Origin of the sequence: Desulfomicrobium escambiense DSM 10707, from assembly GCF_000428825.1 — a bacterium.
In the GTDB taxonomy this organism is placed as follows: Bacteria; Desulfobacterota; Desulfovibrionia; order Desulfovibrionales; family Desulfomicrobiaceae; genus Desulfomicrobium; species Desulfomicrobium escambiense.
Genome location: NZ_KE386803.1, coordinates 38241 through 52936 on the forward strand (window position 1 = coordinate 38241; position 14696 = coordinate 52936).

At 66.0% G+C, this 14696-nt stretch carries 17 protein-coding genes; 6 read left to right on the plus strand and 11 right to left on the minus strand.

The window, feature by feature from the left end; genetic code table 11:
- Positions 1-5 precede the first annotated feature (5 nt).
- A complete protein-coding gene (gene dxs / locus G394_RS0116190) occupies positions 6-1910 on the plus strand; it encodes a 1-deoxy-D-xylulose-5-phosphate synthase (RefSeq protein ID WP_051307261.1) in 1905 nt (634 codons plus the stop codon).
- 198 nt (positions 1911-2108) lie between these two features.
- Here the strand turns inward: dxs and G394_RS0116195 are convergent, their stop codons facing one another.
- Positions 2109-2531, minus strand: coding sequence for a universal stress protein (locus G394_RS0116195; protein WP_028578541.1), 423 nt, complete (start codon positions 2529-2531; stop codon positions 2109-2111).
- Between the two features lie 58 nt (positions 2532-2589).
- Positions 2590-2976: a hypothetical protein gene (locus tag G394_RS0116200; RefSeq protein WP_028578542.1), complete on the minus strand. Its 387-nt coding sequence runs from the start codon at positions 2974-2976 to the stop codon at positions 2590-2592.
- Positions 2977-3419: 443 nt separating this feature from the next.
- On the opposite strand from G394_RS0116200, the gene G394_RS0116205 reads away from it, so the two are divergent.
- Entirely contained in the window at positions 3420-3866 is a 447-nt protein-coding gene (locus tag G394_RS0116205; RefSeq protein WP_051307263.1) for a rhodanese-like domain-containing protein, read from the plus strand.
- 22 nt (positions 3867-3888) lie between these two features.
- Here the strand turns inward: G394_RS0116205 and G394_RS19640 are convergent, their stop codons facing one another.
- The 3 genes from G394_RS19640 to G394_RS0116220 are packed head-to-tail and all read right to left on the minus strand — an operon-like array spanning position 3889 to position 5277.
- The gene (locus G394_RS19640; RefSeq protein ID WP_051307264.1) at positions 3889-4728 is read right to left on the minus strand and encodes an RluA family pseudouridine synthase; all 840 of its coding nucleotides are present in this window, start codon (positions 4726-4728) and stop codon (positions 3889-3891) included.
- The gene (locus G394_RS0116215) at positions 4725-4934 is read right to left on the minus strand and encodes a tautomerase family protein (protein ID WP_028578544.1); all 210 of its coding nucleotides are present in this window, start codon (positions 4932-4934) and stop codon (positions 4725-4727) included. Before G394_RS0116215 ends, G394_RS19640 begins: the two co-directional genes overlap by 4 nt.
- Before the next feature lies 1 nt (position 4935).
- The gene (locus G394_RS0116220) at positions 4936-5277 is read right to left on the minus strand and encodes a cupin domain-containing protein (RefSeq protein ID WP_028578545.1); all 342 of its coding nucleotides are present in this window, start codon (positions 5275-5277) and stop codon (positions 4936-4938) included.
- A 262-nt stretch (positions 5278-5539) separates the two neighbouring features.
- On the opposite strand from G394_RS0116220, the gene trpB reads away from it, so the two are divergent.
- Positions 5540-6748, plus strand: a complete 1209-nt coding sequence (gene trpB / locus G394_RS0116225) for a tryptophan synthase subunit beta (RefSeq protein ID WP_028578546.1) — start codon at positions 5540-5542, stop codon at positions 6746-6748.
- A 73-nt stretch (positions 6749-6821) separates the two neighbouring features.
- Here the strand turns inward: trpB and G394_RS0116230 are convergent, their stop codons facing one another.
- Both G394_RS0116230 and G394_RS19645 read right to left on the minus strand, forming a co-directional pair.
- The gene (locus tag G394_RS0116230; RefSeq protein ID WP_028578547.1) at positions 6822-7514 is read right to left on the minus strand and encodes a metal-dependent hydrolase; all 693 of its coding nucleotides are present in this window, start codon (positions 7512-7514) and stop codon (positions 6822-6824) included.
- The gene (locus tag G394_RS19645) at positions 7511-9634 is read right to left on the minus strand and encodes a hybrid sensor histidine kinase/response regulator (RefSeq protein ID WP_051307265.1); all 2124 of its coding nucleotides are present in this window, start codon (positions 9632-9634) and stop codon (positions 7511-7513) included. Before G394_RS19645 ends, G394_RS0116230 begins: the two co-directional genes overlap by 4 nt.
- Before the next feature lie 227 nt (positions 9635-9861).
- Between G394_RS19645 and G394_RS0116240 the strand changes: the two genes are divergently transcribed.
- Positions 9862-10503: an AMIN domain-containing protein gene (locus tag G394_RS0116240; protein ID WP_156902659.1), complete on the plus strand. Its 642-nt coding sequence runs from the start codon at positions 9862-9864 to the stop codon at positions 10501-10503.
- Between the two features lie 55 nt (positions 10504-10558).
- Positions 10559-11188 (plus strand): precorrin-8X methylmutase, encoded by a 630-nt coding sequence (locus tag G394_RS0116245; RefSeq protein WP_028578549.1) that lies wholly within the window; start codon positions 10559-10561, stop codon positions 11186-11188.
- 72 nt (positions 11189-11260) lie between these two features.
- On the opposite strand, the gene G394_RS0116250 is transcribed toward G394_RS0116245, so the two are convergent.
- The 3 genes from G394_RS0116250 to G394_RS0116260 are packed head-to-tail and all read right to left on the minus strand — an operon-like array spanning position 11261 to position 12268.
- A complete protein-coding gene (locus G394_RS0116250; RefSeq protein ID WP_028578550.1) occupies positions 11261-11566 on the minus strand; it encodes a putative quinol monooxygenase in 306 nt (101 codons plus the stop codon).
- Positions 11563-12063 (minus strand): DUF3592 domain-containing protein, encoded by a 501-nt coding sequence (locus G394_RS0116255; protein WP_028578551.1) that lies wholly within the window; start codon positions 12061-12063, stop codon positions 11563-11565. The genes G394_RS0116250 and G394_RS0116255 overlap by 4 nt, the downstream gene beginning before the upstream one ends.
- 4 nt (positions 12064-12067) lie before the next feature.
- Positions 12068-12268 (minus strand): heavy-metal-associated domain-containing protein, encoded by a 201-nt coding sequence (locus G394_RS0116260; RefSeq protein ID WP_028578552.1) that lies wholly within the window; start codon positions 12266-12268, stop codon positions 12068-12070.
- Positions 12269-12390: 122 nt separating this feature from the next.
- Here G394_RS0116260 and map point away from each other — a divergent pair, with 122 nt between their 5' ends.
- On the plus strand, positions 12391-13242 hold the full coding sequence (gene map / locus G394_RS0116265) for a type I methionyl aminopeptidase (RefSeq protein WP_028578553.1): 852 nt from the start codon (positions 12391-12393) through the stop codon (positions 13240-13242).
- Positions 13243-13579: 337 nt separating this feature from the next.
- Here map and G394_RS20435 read toward each other — a convergent pair whose 3' ends face one another.
- Positions 13580-14638, minus strand: coding sequence for a hypothetical protein (locus G394_RS20435; protein ID WP_051307266.1), 1059 nt, complete (start codon positions 14636-14638; stop codon positions 13580-13582).
- Positions 14639-14696: the final 58 nt, after the last annotated feature.

The window sequence follows — 14696 nt, forward strand, 5'->3', positions numbered from 1 at the left end:
CATCCATGACCGAGCAAACCCTGCAGGAACTTTTTCCCACCCTGGCCGGCATCCGACAGCCCGGCGACATCCAGAGGCTGGACGAGAAGGGCCTGACCAGGCTGGGCGAAGAGATCCGCCGCATGATCATCCAAACCGTCTCGTCCACGGGCGGCCATCTGGCCCCGTCCCTGGGCGTGGTGGAGCTGACCATGGCGCTGCTGCGCGTGTTCAACCCCGCCCATGACCGCATCGTCTGGGACGTGGGTCATCAGGCCTACGCCTACAAGCTGTTGACGGGCCGCCTGGCGCGTTTTCACACCCTGCGCCAGCTCGGCGGCATCAGCGGGTTCCCGCGCCTGGGCGAGAGCCCCTTCGACCACTTCGGGGTGGGGCACTCCTCGACGTCCATCTCCGCCGCCCTGGGCATGGCCGCGGCCCGCGACCTGGGCCGACGGGACAACAAGGTCGTGGCTGTCATCGGCGACGGCTCCATGACCGCGGGCCTGGCCTACGAGGGTTTGAACCAGGCCGGGGGTCTGGGCAAGGACCTCATCGTCGTCCTGAACGATAACGAGATGTCCATCTCCCGCAACGTCGGCGCCCTGTCGTCGTTTCTGAGCCGCAAGCTGTCCATGCGCTGGGTGCAGCGGTTCAAGAAGGAGGCCGAGGCCATCATGCGCCAGATCCCCAAGATCGGCGACGACCTGGCCGACTACGCGCGACGCAGCGAGGACTCCTTCAAGAGCTTCTTCACCCCCGGCATGCTCTTCGAGGCCTTCCGCTTCACCTACATCGGCCCCATCAAGGGGCACGACATGCGCCAGCTGACGAGCGTCCTGGAGCAGGCCAAGGGGCTCGAAGGCCCCATCCTGGTCCATGTCCTGACCAAGAAGGGCAAGGGCTACGAACCGGCCGAGACCAATCCGACCTATTTTCACGGCGTGGGCTGCTTCGAGCCCGAGACGGGCGTGGCCCGCAAGTTCGGCGTCTGCTCGCTGCCGACCTACACGGACGTCTTCGGCACCACCCTCTGCGACCTGGCGGCGAGGGACGACAAGATCGTGGCCATCACGGCGGCCATGCCCGAAGGCACGGGCGTGGCCTGCTTCTCGGAGCGCTACCCCGACCGTTTCTTCGATGTCGGCATCTGCGAACAGCACGCCGTGACCTTCGCCGCGGGCCTGGCCTCGCAGGGCGTGAAGCCAGTGGTGGCCATCTACTCGACCTTCATGCAGCGCTCCTACGACCAGATCGTGCACGACGTCTGCCTGCAGAACCTGAACGTGACCTTCTGCCTGGACCGCGGCGGTCTGGTCGGCGAGGACGGGGCCACGCACCACGGCGTGTTTGACCTGTCCTACCTGCGCCACATCCCGAACCTCATGCTCATGGCCCCCCGCAACGAGCCAGAGCTGCAGCACATGCTGGCCACGGCCCTGGCTTACGCAGGCCCAGTGGCCGTGCGCTACCCGCGCGGCGTGGGCGAAGGCGCGGCCCTGGCCGAAAAGCAGGAAATTCTGCCCATCGGGCAGGGCGAACTGCTGCGCGAAGGCACCGACGGCGTCATCGTGGCCCTGGGCAGCCGGGTCACTCCGGCCCTGGATGCGGCACGGGTCTTCGCCGAGGAGACGGGGAAGGAAGTGGCCGTGTTCAACGCGCGCTTCGTCAAGCCCCTGCCCGAGGAGCAGCTCCTGGAGCTGGCCGCGTCGCAGCCCTTCATGCTGACGGTGGAGGAGAACGCCCTGGCCGGCGGCTTCGGTTCGGCCGTGCTGGAGCTTCTGTCCGACCGCGGCGCCCTGGGGAGCTTGCGGGTCAAGCGTCTTGGGGTGCCGGACCAGTTCGTCGAGCACGGCAGCCAGAAGGAGCTGCGGGCTCGGCTCGGCATCAACCGCGACGGCATCCTGGAGACGTTGCGCGGCCTGATTTAAGCGCGTTGCGTCACGGCCACGAAAAAAGGCGTCCGAAAGGGCGCCTTTTTTCGTGGAATATTGCCCCTCCGGATAACGCATGGAACGTATTCGGAGGGGGTATCTTGAAACGCGGACCTCGATCTGGAGTCGTGCCGCGTCCGTGGCGGGAAGGGCGGACCTGGCACCGCAGTCGGTCTTTCAGGTCCTGTCCCGTCGTTACTTCTTGACCACGAGCACCGAACACGGCGCGTGGGTCACGACCTGGCTCGAGACGCTGCCGATAAGGAAGCGTTCCACGGCCCCGGCGCCCTTGTTGCCGATGACGATGAGGTCGATCTTGTTCTTTTCGGCGTACTTGACGATGGCGTCGGCCGCCGACGGGCTCTCCTCGACCACGACATCGACCTTTGCTCCTGCGGCCTTGGCCTGCTCCTGGGCGCGGCTGACGGTCTTCTGCACGCCCTCGCGCATCTTATCCAGAAACTCGCCCGAGATTTCACCGAGATACAGGTTCGTGTACGGCGCGTTGGAGACGGTCAGGGCCGTGAGGGCCGCGCCTTCCTGAGCCGCGAGCTTCATGGCCTTCGTCAGCACCAGCGTGGCGTATTCCGACTGATCGATGGCTGCCAGGATCTTCATGACGTCCTCCTTTTCTCGTTGGGAAACTGTTGTGGGGAAAATGCCCCTTTCAGCCTGTTTAGTAGCTCCTCGGACCCGGGACCTGGAATATCTTGGACTCGGTCTTGTCAGGATGCTTGGTCGCCAGATGCTTGTATCTGTTGAGGGCCCGGCCGGACAGCAGGGCCAGTATGGTCGAGAGATCCGAACCTTCGTCGATTTCTCTGAAATTCTCGTTTTCGAGCATGCGCGGACTGAGCCGGTAGGCAGGATCGCCGTCCGGGTCGAAGGTCACGTCCCCGGGCTCGATCTCGATCCGGTCCCCGATGGCTTTCTCCAGAAAACTGTGGACGGTGCGTTCGAAGAACTTGCGCACGTCTTCCGTCGATTCCGCCGCGTCGATCTGGGTGCGATAGCGTGGTTCGACCTCTTTCTGGTGCATCTTGAAGGACATTTGATGTGTCATGTGTTCCTCCTCTGAGTATGTCACCCGGCCGGAAAGCGGCCCGGGACCGTCGTCTGGGGTGCTGCGGCGCGAGAGGGAGGTGGTGCGGCCAGTGCGGGATGTCAGGCGGAAATGCAGGCGGTATTTGAGAAAAACATAACGCTCCGGGAACCTTTTGGCAATGATTTGCTGAAAATCGTTCGCTTCGATGAAACTTTCAGTGAAATCAGGCGGCCGGGAGCAGATAATGGAGACTGGCCCGCAGGCAGGCTATGGGCAAAGACGCGGCGGAAAATGATTGCCCTGGCCACAGGGCGAACGGCATTGGAGTCCGGACAGGCTCGGCTGGCCATGCTTCGGCCGCCGCAAGCGAGCGGGTGAGGGGCGGGAGGTCGGCGGGTTTGGCGCTCCGGGTTGCAAAGATGGCTTCGATTGCGTAGCTTGATCGAGTGTCGGATCAGGCCGTGTTGTCACTTGCCGAATACGTGTGGGGCGAAGCATTGAAAAACGAAAGAAATATCAAGATACTCCTTTTTCTCCTGTTGTTCGTGTGTGTTCCCATCTGTTTCGCGATGGCGGACGAGCTGCTGCTTTCCGCACAAGAGGCGCAGACGCTGATTGAACAGAACAAAGGCAATGATAAATTTGTAATTCTGGATTTGCGCAGTCCGGACGAATATCGCCAGGGGCATATTGAAAGCGCGCGGCCGATGAACTACTACGCAACGAATTTTCAGCGCATGGTCTCCCTGCTGGATCGCGACGCGACGATTCTGCTCTACTGCCAGAAGGGCAGGCAGAGCACCCTGGCCCTGCGGGCGATGACGAAGCTCGGCTTTTCGAGGATGTACATCCTGGATGGCGGGATCGCTGAATGGGTCAAGGCAGGGCTGCCGCTGGCCGGGCCCTGACGAGGATGCAGCGCGGCGCGCCTCAGTCGCGCAGGGGGAAGGGCAGGGGCGGCAGGGTCCACGTGTGGTGCGTATGCGTGAAGGGGCAGGTCAGGCTCATGCTCACGGCCAGAAGCTGCAGTCCCTGCGGGCAGGCGTTGTCGCGGCCGTAGCGCGGGTCCCCCATGACCGGATGCCCCAGGCCGGCCAGGTGCCGGCGGATCTGGTGCTTGCGGCCCGTGTCGATGCGCGCAGTCAGCAGCGCGCTCCCCGAGTCCTGATCGCACCGCAGCACCGTGAAGGCGGACCGGCTTTCCCTGCCGTCCATGGGTTCGCCCACCGTCACCTCCGTCCAGTCCGGGACGCCGCGCACGATGGCCATGTATTCCTTGTGGACACCTCCCTGCCGGAACAGCTCTCCCAGTTTCGCCGCGGCCGCCGAGTCGTGGGCCAGGAGGATGAGCCCACGCGCCTCGCGGTCCAGTCGGTGCACGGGGTGCAGTTCGTTTCTGGCCCCGAGGGCGGCCTGGGCAAGGCGGGGCAGGGCGCAGTGGTCCGCGAAGCGGGTGCCCTGGGACAACACTCCCGCCGGCTTGTTCCACACGGACCAGCGCCTGCCGTTGAAGACGAGTTCCGGCCCGGCCGGGACCAGGGCCAGCAGGGCAGGGTCGTAATTCATTTCCAGGCTGTCACCCGGTTTCACTTCGGCCGTCGCCCGGCGCAGGCGCGACGCCTTGCGGCCGGGCCGGCGCCACCACACGCCCCCCTTGGCCATGCAGTCCTTGACGCGGCCCTTGGGCAGGCCGGTCAGGCCGGCCAGGGCCTCGCAGGCCGTTGAGGCTTCCGTGACAGCCAGGGTGCGGGAAAAGGCTTCGGGCATCATGGCTTGCCGAATCCGGGTCCGAATTTGTCGATGTGCAGTTCGCCGCCCGTGGCCCAGTTTTCCCGGTCGAACTCCTCGATCTGGATGGAGACCAGCTCCGGCGGGAGATCCAGAGACTGCGCCACGGCCCTGGTCACTTCGGCCGCCAGCCTGCGCTTGCAGTCGATATCGCGGCCCTTGGCCATGCGGATGCTGACGATGGGCATGCTATTTCCGTTGCGCCAGATAGGGCATGTAATCTTCGCGCACCGGGCTGAAGACCTCGATGGCGAGAGCCGTTTCGTGGACGACGGCGCCGTGCTCGACCCCCGAGGCGATGCACCAGCTGTCGCCGGGGCCAAAATGGTGCTCCACGCCCCCGATGGTCATGGTCATGCTTCCGGAGACGAGGTAGCCGGTCTGCTCGTGCACGTGGGCATGCATGGGCAGGAAGGACTTCTCCTGCAGCTCGAAGCGGGCCATCAGGGTCTTCTCCCCGTGGACGAGGGTGCTGACCCGGATGCCGGGGATGAGGTCGTGCCAGGCGGCGGTGTCGTTGGTGGTGATCATGCGCGTGCTCCTCGGAGTGATGGTGAGGCCTTCCCATATACGATCGATTATCCCTTGACAAATTCCCCCTCCGCAGGCAATCGACTGACCCATGAATACCACGGTCACGACCCTTTCCCTCCTTTGGTGGCGGCATGAGAAACATGCCGTGGGATGCGTCTTGGCCTGAAAACCTGACCCGTAAGGGAAGAAGCGAACATCAGCCGCGGCAGTGCAACACTGACCGCGGTTTTTTTTTACCCGCACTCCAAGGAGATACCCCATGACCATGCCAACTGCCGACGGATTTTTCGGCTCCTACGGCGGCCAGTACGTCCCGGAACCCATCAGGGACATCCTGAACGAGCTGGCCCAGGCCTTTGAACGCTACCGCAACGACCCGGATTTCATCAAGGAATACGAGTATTACCAGCGGCAGTTCACCGGGCGGCCCAACCCGCTCTACTTCTGCGCCAACCTGACCAGCCGCTGCGGCGGGGCCAAGATCTACCTCAAGCGCGAGGACCTGAACCACCTCGGCGCCCACAAGGTCAACAACACCATCGGCCAGATCCTGCTGGCCAAGCGCATGGGCAAGAAGAAGATCATCGCCGAGACCGGCGCTGGCCAGCACGGCGTGGCCACGGCCGCCACGGCGGCGCTCATGGGTATGGAGTGCACCATCCACATGGGCGCCGTGGACGTGGAGCGCCAGAAGCTCAACGTATTCCGCATGCAGATGATGGGCGCCAAGGTCGTGCCGGCCGAGAGCGGCCAGAAGACCCTCAAGGAGGCCGTGGACGAGGCTCTCATGGCCTGGGTCCAGGACCCGCAGAACACGTTCTATCTGCTCGGCTCGGCCGTGGGTCCGCACCCGTACCCCCTCATGGTCCGCGAATTCCAGTCCATCGTCGGCCGCGAGGCCAAGGCCCAGATCCTGGAGGCCGAAGGGCGCCTGCCTGACTACTGCATCGCCTGCGTCGGCGGCGGCTCCAACGCCATGGGTCTCTTCTCCGAATTCATCCCCCATCCCGAGGTCAGGCTCGTGGGCGTGGAGCCTGCGGGCCGGGGTCTGGGCTACGGGCAGCACGCAGCCACCCTCTGTCTGGGCGAACCCGGCGTCATGCACGGCTTCAACTCCTACATGCTGAAGGACGGTCAGGGCGAGCCGGCCGAGGTCTACTCCATCTCCGCCGGCCTCGACTACCCGAGCGTCGGCCCCGAGCACGCCCACATGAAGGACACGGGTCGGGCAGAGTACGTGCACGCCAGCGACAAGGAGGCCCTGGACGCCTTCTTCCTCCTGTCCCGCACCGAGGGCATCATCCCGGCCCTGGAGTCGTCCCACGCCCTGGCCCACGCCCTGCGCATCGCGCCGGTGCTGTCGCCGGAGACCATCATCATCGTCAACCTCTCGGGCCGCGGTGACAAGGACGTGGACCAGATCGAGCGCATGGTCGCCAGCGGCGAAGTCGTGCCGCCGACACTCTAGAACGGCGCAAGGCCCGGTCGGTCTCCCCGGCCGGGCCTTGATCGCGGTTGCGCGCAACGCGGCCTGCGCAGGTTTACCTCACCAGCCCCACTGGCACGCCGACTTCGAGCTGCATCAGGGCGTCGCCCAATTCCAGCTTGTCCAGTTCCCTCCTGAAGGCGTCCACGTTCTGGTCCAGGACTGGAAAGGTCCCCCAGTGCATGGGCGCGACCTTTTTGCACCGAAGCATCATGGTCGCCATGGCGGCCTGGGCCGCATCCATGGTGAAGACGCCGCCGATGGGCAACAGGGCCAGATCGATGCGATAGAGCTTGCCCCACAGGGCCATGGACGAGAAGATGCCCGTGTCCCCGGCGTGGTAGACCGTGTAGCCGTCCTCCAGGCGCACGATGAAGCCCGTGGGCACGCCGGCCTCGCAGGAGTGGTGGGCCTGGGTCATGGTCACGCTGACGCCCTGGTGGGTCACGGTGCCGCCGATGTTGAAGCCGATGCCGTTCAGAATCTGGCTGTCGGGCAGCCCCTGGCCCTTGAGCTTGGCGGCCAGTTCCACGATGCAGCCCAGCGACGCGCCGGTGCGCTTGCAGATGTCCAGGGCCTGGCCCACGTGGTCGCCGTGGTCGTGGGTCACCAGGACCAGGTCGGCCTCGACGTTCTTGGCCGTGGTTTTGGCCGAGGGGTTGCCGTCGAACCAGGGGTCGATGAGGATGGTTCTGCCCTTGGATGTTATGGCGAAGGCCGAGTGGCCGTGCCAGGTCAGCGTGTTCATGTTGCCTCCTTGTGGTCGTTGAGGGCGGACCCGAGTTCCGCCATGATGCCCGCGGTCAGGTCCAGAAGGTTCCCGGCCGCCGGGGAAAAAGACTTGAAATCCGTTCCGGCCCTGGCCAGATCCTCCACCTCCTTGGCGGCCAGCCCTTCCGGCGTCAGCCCCATGTTCAGCAGCAGCCCCTTGACGGCGTGGGCGTGCCGACCGGCCTCGGCCACATCGGCCCCGGCCAGGCAGACCTCCAGGCCCGCGCTGTGTTCCGTCAGGGAATCCAAAAGGCTCTGCACCAGCGGCATGGCCTCATCCCGCTCCAGTTCGTACTGGGCGCTCAGGGCGGCCAGGATGCGCTCGAAGCAGCCCCTACCGCAGACCGAATCGGATGGAGCGGCCTCATCCGTGGTGGCCAGGACGTCATGCCCGGCCTGGCCCGGCGCCGATTGTGCGGCCAGGGCTTCTGTCCCGTCTACGGAGCCCGCGAATGTGCCGAGTACGGCGTGCACCTCTTCGGCGCGCAGGGGCTTGGTCAGGTAGCCGTTCATGCCGATGTCCATGCAGCGCTGTTTGTCCTCCAGCAGGGAATGGGCGGTCATGGCCACGATGGGCGTGAACGTCCCCTCGATCTTTTCGCGCAGGGCCCGGATGAGGATGCTGCCGTCGAGGTCCGTTGGGGCGGGGCGGCCCTGCTCGCAGGCGCGGATGACCTGCGTGGCCGTGAAGCCGTCCATGACGGGCATCTGCAGGTCCATGAAGACCAGGTCATAGGTGTGGCGGCCAAGCATGGTCAGGGCGTCGAGGCCGTCGCGGGCGTGGTGCATGGATTGGCCCATGCGCCGCAGCAGGAGTTCGGCCAGTTCCCGGTTGGTGGGAACGTCGTCGACCAGGAGGATTTCCAGGGGCCGCAGGCTGGTCAGCTCCTCCCCGGTCGGTTCGTCCGACGCGAGTTCCAGGCGCAGCCCGAAGACCCCGGCCAGGGCCTTGAGCAGTTCGTCCTGCATGAGGGGCTTGGCCAGCACCGCCTTCACGCCGCCAGGTCCGACGGTCACGGAGCGGTCGCCGATCTGGGTCAGGACGATGGTCGGCTTGCCGTGGAGGGTTCCGCCGGGGTCCATGAGCTCCATACAGGCGAAGTCGCCGAAGTCCGTGTCGAGGATGACGAGGTCGAACCCCTCGCCCTCAAGCCCCAGGCAGTCCATGCATTCGGCCGTTTCGCAGGGCAGGCCCCAGAATTCGAGCAGGCGGCGGACCTGGCGGCGGATGAGACGGTTGTTGGCCACGACCAGGACCTTGGCCGCGTTGTCGAAGACTCCGGCGTGGGTCGTGTCGGCCGGGGCGACAAGCCCCATGCGCGCCGTGAACTCGAAGGCGCTGCCTTGGCCTGGGGCGCTCTCCACGTTGATGTCGCCGCCCATGAGCCGCACGAGCTTGCGGGCGATGGACAGGCCCAGCCCCGTGCCGCCGTAGACGCGGGTGGAGGAGCTGTCGACCTGGGTGAAGTCCTCGAAGATGGCGGAGAGCTTGTCCGGGGGGATGCCGATGCCCGTGTCCTCGACGCGGAAGCGCAGCAGGCACGAGTCTTCGCGGACTTCAGCGACCTCGCAGGAGCAGCAGACATGACCTGACGGCGTGAATTTGAGGGCGTTGCCGAGCAGGTTGATGAGAATCTGGCGCAGGCGGATGGGGTCTCCGCGTACTTCGCGGGGCAGGTCGCAGGGCAGGAGGCAGACGAGTTCGAGGCCCTTTTCGGCGGCGGTGAGACCGAGGGTGCCGACGGTGCGTTCGATGGCGGCGCGCAGGTCGAAGTCGCGCGGTTCCAGTTCGAACTGACCGGCCTCGATCTTGGACAGGTCCAGGACGCCGTTGATCAGGTCCAGCAGGGCTTCGGAGGCCGTCTTGACGATGTTCAGGGCGCGGCGTTGCTCGGCGGCCAGTTTCGTGTTCAGGACCACGTCCGTCATGCCGATGATGGCGTTCATGGGAGTGCGGATCTCGTGGCTGAAATTGGCCAGGAACTGGGACTTCACGCGGCTGGCGGTTTCGGCCTGTCGTCTGGCTTCGTCCAGCTCGGCCACCAGCCGGGCCAGGTGCTCCGCGCTTTCGGGCAGGTGCGTGCTTTCGGTGTTCATGAGGATTCTCCCCGGCGCGGCGCCTTGGCGGCGTCCGCTGCCTGTGTGCGCGGGCGCGACTGCGCGAGCTTACCCGAAACCGCCTCCGATTCCAACCGCGGGACCCGGTCCGGCGGCGAAACGGCTGCAGTCCGAAATTTGAAATCTCAAATTGTTTTCTTTTGCCGGAATCTTAGGTAGGGTTGCAGAGATTCGAGCATCGTTAAACCGATGGATGTCATTTGCGCATGAACACACTGCCCATACGCGTCGCCGTTTTCCTGTTCTGCATTTTCGCGGCCTGCCCGACCGGCGCCTTTTCCGCCGAACCCGAGACCATCCGCCACAAGGTCGTCGCCGGGGACACTATCCGCGGCCTGATCCTTGAAACCAACTGCATCTCGTCGATGTCCGAGTACACGCGCGCCCGCGAGGCCTTTGCCGGGCTCAACCCCGGCCTCTCCCATTCCGAAATGCTCAAGCCCGGAACCGAGGTGCCGGTCCCGGTCCTCTTCAGGAACAAGGGCTGCCTCGATTTTCGCGAGCAACGCGTGGTGCGGGTCGACTTCGAGAGCCGGGGAAACATGGAGAAAGTCTTCGTCTATCTCGACGGCCCCGTGTTGCCCGATGTCTTCACCCTCAGGCAGACGCAGCCCGTGCGCGTGGTCTGCGATTTCGACGGCGCCCTGCCCGAGGCGGGGCTGCAGCGCGACGTCGATGTGCAGGGACGCATGATCCGCAGGATTCGTCTCGGGCACGAGGACAAGCCCTTCAAGCGCGCCCGGGTCGTGCTCGACGTGGACGACGCCGTGGCCGGCCGCGTCGAACTGGAATTCTTCGAACAGACCAGCCTCTTCGTCCTGACGATCCACGAGGCCGCGAAAAACTGACCCTCCTTCCAGAACCCCTTCCCGGGCTCTTCCGGCCCGCCCGCAAGGACACCGCATGTACGTCCACGTCCCGCCCGAGGAGATCGAGCCCCGGTCCCTGGCCATCATCGACGCCGAAGTTCCCGAGCCGCGCCCCTTCGCCGGAGAGCAGTGGGCCGTGGCCCGGCGCATGGTCCACACCACGGCGGATTTCGACCTCCTGAACCACATCCGCTTCCACCCGGACGCCGTGCGCGCCGGCATGAACGCGCTGCGCGCGGGCGCGGACATCGTCACGGACACGCGCATGGCCCTCTCGGGCATCCCGGCCCGCCGCCTGACCCCGCTGGGCTGCGCCGCGCGCTGCCTCATGGACGAGCCGCGGGTGGCGGCCAGGGCAAAGGCCGAGGGCGTGACGCGGGCCTGGGCGGCCGTGGACGAGGTCATGGACTGCGGCGGGGCGGACATCTTCGTCATCGGCAACGCGCCCACGGCCCTGTACCGCCTGCTGGAGCGCGTCGCCCTCGGCGCGCGGCCGCCGAAGCTCGTCGTCGGCATGCCCGTGGGCTTCGTCAACGCGGCCGAGTCCAAGGAACTGCTCCTGGCTCAGGACGCCATCCCCTACATCGCCGTGGCCGGCCGCAAGGGCGGGTCGAGCCTGGCCGCCAGCGTCGTCAACGCCCTGCTCATCCTCGCCGCCGGGTAACGTCCGCCGCAAAAAAAACCGCCCCGGCCGGACGTTCGGCAGGGGCGGTTCGCATTTTCTGGCCCAGGCCCTTCAGACTTCTTCGACAATGCTCATGGACACGTTCAGGACGATGTCCGAAACCCTCTCCTGGAAGCCGCGCATGTGCCCCGAGCGCAGGTGCCTTTCCAGGGCGGGTCGGCTGGCCCATCTTTCCACGATGGTCACGCTGTCCGGGTCGTAGCGCTGGCTGTCCATGCCCATGCGCACGTCCCGGGTGGGGAAGTAGTCCAGGCAGCCGGCCTCCTGGCGCACCAGCGTCGCCAGTTCGCGGAATTCGCGCAGGAAGAGCGGGGATTGTCCGGGCTTCAGGGCGACGCGCGCCGTGACGTGAATCATGCGTCCTCCTTGCGGGCGGCCTGGCCGCTCAGCAGATAGACGCCGAAGATCACGGCCACGCAGCCCGTGGCGAAGCAGAAGAGGCCCGCCCCGGCCTTCAGCAGGAAAAGGGGCAGATGCAGGTGGCGATACAGAACGGAGCGTTCGGGCCTGTTCGGGTCCACCAGCACGGTCACGGTGCGGTTTTCGGCCTGGGCCGCGCGCAGGGTTTCGTGCAGGTCGGGCTGGGGGCACTCGTCCCCGATGCACGAGAACTGCCCTTCGTGGCTTCTCTCCCCGAACTCGTAGGCGTAGCGCGCCACGGTCTGGTTGCCCAGGGCCTGGTCGGGGCCGGAGAGGTGCTCCACGGCGATGACCCGCGCGGATTGGGGCGTCCAGGTCTCGGCGGCGCGGAAGGTCAGGTAGCTCTGCCCGGCGTCGAGGAGAAAGCGGGTGCCCAGGATGACGAAGGGGATGCCCAGGAGCAGCAGGATCAGTTTGCGCAGCGTCGAAAACATCCGGCTAATCCTGGGGCTCGAAGCCGATCTTGCGGATGGCGTTCTTCACGGCCGCGAGGTCCACGTCCGGGCCGGCGTCGAACCTCGCCTGGCCGGGCGTTAGGGTCACGGAGACGTTGGCGATGCCGGGCATGGACGAGAGCAGCTTGGTGACGGAGCCGGTGCAGTGGGCGCAGGACATTCCTTTGATGGCGATGGTCGGCATGGTTTCCTCCTGTGTTTCGGACACCATGGCCCAAAGCACCGTGGAAGGCAACGGCCGGAGGGGCACTGGACAGCCGGGGAATTCTGCGCCAAGGTCGGGTGAACAACCAACGCAGGACAGCCATGCTTTTTCGTAATACCAAAGCCCGCCTCAACCGCCGCAAACTCAGTCCCGACCTGGAATCCGAATACTGGAAGCGCTACCGCATCCGCCTCAAGGACAAGGCCGCCGTCGACGGCATCGCCCGTGCCGGAGCCCTCGTGGTCCGCACCCTGGACATGATCCAGGCCAGCATCCGCCCCGGCGTCACCACCGACACCCTGAACACCCTCGTGCACGAGTTCACCCTGGAGCACGGCGCGACGCCTGCCCCCCTGGGGTACCGGGGTTTCCCCAAAAGCGTGTGCGTGTCCGTCAACGACGAGATCTGCCATGGCATCCCCGGCCCGCGCGTCATCGCCGAAGGGGACATCGTCAACATCGACGTGACGAGCATCCTGGACGGCTGGTACGCCGACGCCAACCGTACCTTCCTCGTGGGCGAGGTCTCTCCCGACGCCAGGCGCCTGGTGGAGGTCACGGCCGAGTGCCTGGCCCGCGGCATGGCCGCCGTCAGGCCCGGCGCGACCCTGGGCGACGTGGGGCACGCCATCCAGGCCCACGCCGAGGGCGCCGGCTACTCCGTGGTCCGGGAACTGGTCGGGCACGGGGTCGGGCACGCCTTCCACGAGCCGCCGCAGGTCAACCACACGGGCCGGCCAGGCCTGGGTATCGTCCTGGTGCCGGGCATGGTCTTCACCATCGAGCCCATGATCAACCAAGGCGGGATGGGCGTGAAGCGCCTGGACGACGAATGGACCGTGGTCACGGCCGACGGCAGCCTGTCGGCGCAGTTCGAGCAGACGGTCCTGGTCACGGAGAAGGGCGTGCGCAGCCTGACGCCGTATCCTCTGGAGAAGGCGGCTACGGCGTAATCGTTCCGGCTTCGGTGGCCGCGCATCCGGACCGATTCTGGCATCGGGCGCATGTCGCCGGGCCGGAGTTCAGGTCGGTGCGACTCTGCCGCGTTATCCCCGCGAAGGCGGGAATGACGCAGTGAGGGGGCGGTCTGCCCGGGAATTGGCAAATGCTGCCCTGCAAGCCAAAAACGGGTTGCCCGGAACGAAATTTTCTCGACCTTTCCGGCAGTCTTCGCGGCATCCGCAAAAAGCCCGCCCCTGTGCATTCAGGGAGCGGGCTTCGCTTTTTGCGACGGGCTTGCCGAACAGTCGTGTTGTCCGGCCGGTCCGTCATCATGCCGTCATCGGTTCGTCATTCGTCGCGGCGGCTGACCTGCACGGCGTCATGGCCGCATTCGACGATGCATGACCCTCCCTGGTGGCGTGCCGCGATGAGCGTCGCGCCGTTGCCGGCGTTGCAGGCGGAGCGGGCGTCGACGATGCGGTCTGCTGCGTCGCGGCAGGCCGCGCCCAGCAGGGCGTTGAGGTCTCGCATGCCGTGCGCGGCATCCCACAGGAACGCCCTGGTGCCGTAGGTGTTCCGGCTGACGCCGACCACCTGCCCGCGCTCGGTGATGGACAGGGCCCTGCTCGCGGTGTCGCCCTGCAGGACGCCCAGGTCCCTCATGCCGCTGGCGGGATCCCACAGGAACGCCCTGGAGCCTGCCTTGACCTGGCAGACGCCGACAACCTGGCCCCCGGCGTTGATGGCGTAGGCCATGCTGTCGGTGTCACCGGGCAGGACACCCAGGTCGGTCATCCCTGCGTCCGGATCCCAGAGGAAGGCTCGGTTGCCGGACGATGTGGCGCAAAATCCCACCACCTGACCTTTATCGTTGAGGCCGTAAGCCTTGCTGCCTTTCCCGCCTGGCAGGACGCCCAGGTCCGTCATGGCGCCGGACGTATCCCACAGGACGGCGCGCGGTCCGGCCGGCGTCGTGCTGAACCCGGCGGCCTGCCCCCTGTCGTTCACGGCGTAGGCGATGCTGCGGTCGCCGCCGGGGAGGGTGCCCAGGTCTGTTATCCCGTGTCCGGCAGCCCACAGGAAGGCGCGTTCCGACCCGCTGCCGACGCTGACGCCGACAACCTGGCCCTGGTTGTTCACGGCGTAGGCCGTGCTTTCGGCGTGCCCGGGTAGAACGCCCAGGCGCGTCATGCCTTTTGTGCCATCCCACAGAAAGGCGCGCGTTCCTTCCGCGGTGGAACTGAACCCCGCAACCTGGCCGTTGCCGTTCACGCCGTAGGCGAAACAGCACGACCCGCCGGGTGCATTGAGGTTTTTGACAGAGGTCGGCCCTTCCGCCTGCGTCTGGCAGACCAGGCCGACGAGGGAGATCATGGTGACCGCGATGCCGTAAAGAAGCTTTTTCATACGGGTCTCCTCCTTGGATCAGGTTCAACGCTTCCGCGCTGCGATCAATCCGGCAAGG